The 1,634-nt window shown below is 49.6% G+C and carries 1 rRNA gene; it reads left to right on the top strand.

Features of this window, described 5'->3' with window-relative positions:
* Positions 1–164 precede the first annotated feature (164 nt).
* Positions 165–1,634, top strand: a 23S ribosomal RNA gene (locus tag QZR30_RS27810); the annotation flags it as partial.

Genomic DNA, 1,634 nt, shown 5'->3' with positions numbered 1-1,634 from the left:
TCGTTCTTTAAAAATTTGGGTATGTGATAGAAAGATAGACTGAACGTTACTTTCACTGGTAACGGATCAGGCTAAGGTAAAATTTGTGAGTTCTCTTAACTGAGAAATTCGAATTTTCGGCGAATGTCGTCTTCACAGTATAACCAGATTGCTTGGGGTTATATGGTCAAGTGAAGAAGCGCATACGGTGGATGCCTTGGCAGTCAGAGGCGATGAAAGACGTGGTAGCCTGCGAAAAGCTTCGGGGAGTCGGCAAACAGACTTTGATCCGGAGATGTCTGAATGGGGGAACCCAGCCATCATAAGATGGTTATCTTGTACTGAATACATAGGTGCAAGAGGCGAACCAGGGGAACTGAAACATCTAAGTACCCTGAGGAAAAGAAATCAACCGAGATTCCCTTAGTAGTGGCGAGCGAACGGGGACTAGCCCTTAAGTGGCTTTGAGATTAGCGGAACGCTCTGGAAAGTGCGGCCATAGTGGGTGATAGCCCTGTACGCGAAAATCTCTTAGTCATGAAATCGAGTAGGACGGAGCACGAGAAACTTTGTCTGAATATGGGGGGACCATCCTCCAAGGCTAAATACTACTGACTGACCGATAGTGAACTAGTACCGTGAGGGAAAGGCGAAAAGAACCCCGGAGAGGGGAGTGAAATAGATCCTGAAACCGTATGCGTACAAGCAGTGGGAGCCCACTTTGTTGGGTGACTGCGTACCTTTTGTATAATGGGTCAGCGACTTATTTTCAGTGGCGAGCTTAACCGAATAGGGGAGGCGTAGCGAAAGCGAGTCTTAATAGGGCGTCTAGTCGCTGGGAATAGACCCGAAACCGGGCGATCTATCCATGGGCAGGTTGAAGGTTGGGTAACACTAACTGGAGGACCGAACCGACTACCGTTGAAAAGTTAGCGGATGACCTGTGGATCGGAGTGAAAGGCTAATCAAGCTCGGAGATAGCTGGTTCTCCTCGAAAGCTATTTAGGTAGCGCCTCATGTATCACTGTAGGGGGTAGAGCACTGTTTCGGCTAGGGGGTCATCCCGACTTACCAAACCGATGCAAACTCCGAATACCTACAAGTGCCGAGCATGGGAGACACACGGCGGGTGCTAACGTCCGTCGTGAAAAGGGAAACAACCCAGACCGTCAGCTAAGGTCCCAAAGTTATGGTTAAGTGGGAAACGATGTGGGAAGGCTTAGACAGCTAGGAGGTTGGCTTAGAAGCAGCCACCCTTTAAAGAAAGCGTAATAGCTCACTAGTCGAGTCGGCCTGCGCGGAAGATGTAACGGGGCTCAAACCATACACCGAAGCTACGGGTATCACGTAAGTGATGCGGTAGAGGAGCGTTCTGTAAGCCTGTGAAGGTGAGTTGAGAAGCTTGCTGGAGGTATCAGAAGTGCGAATGCTGACATGAGTAACGACAATGGGTGTGAAAAACACCCACGCCGAAAGACCAAGGTTTCCTGCGCAACGTTAATCGACGCAGGGTTAGTCGGTCCCTAAGGCGAGGCTGAAAAGCGTAGTCGATGGAAAACAGGTTAATATTCCTGTACTTCTGGTTATTGCGATGGAGGGACGGAGAAGGCTAGGCCAGCTTGGCGTTGGTTGTCCAAGTTTAAGGTGGTAGGCTG

It is taken from the genome of Pseudomonas sp. rhizo25 (assembly GCF_031931935.1).
Taxonomy (GTDB): Bacteria; Pseudomonadota; Gammaproteobacteria; order Pseudomonadales; family Pseudomonadaceae; genus Aquipseudomonas; species Aquipseudomonas synxantha.
This window is presented reverse-complemented; position numbering and strand designations above follow the sequence as displayed.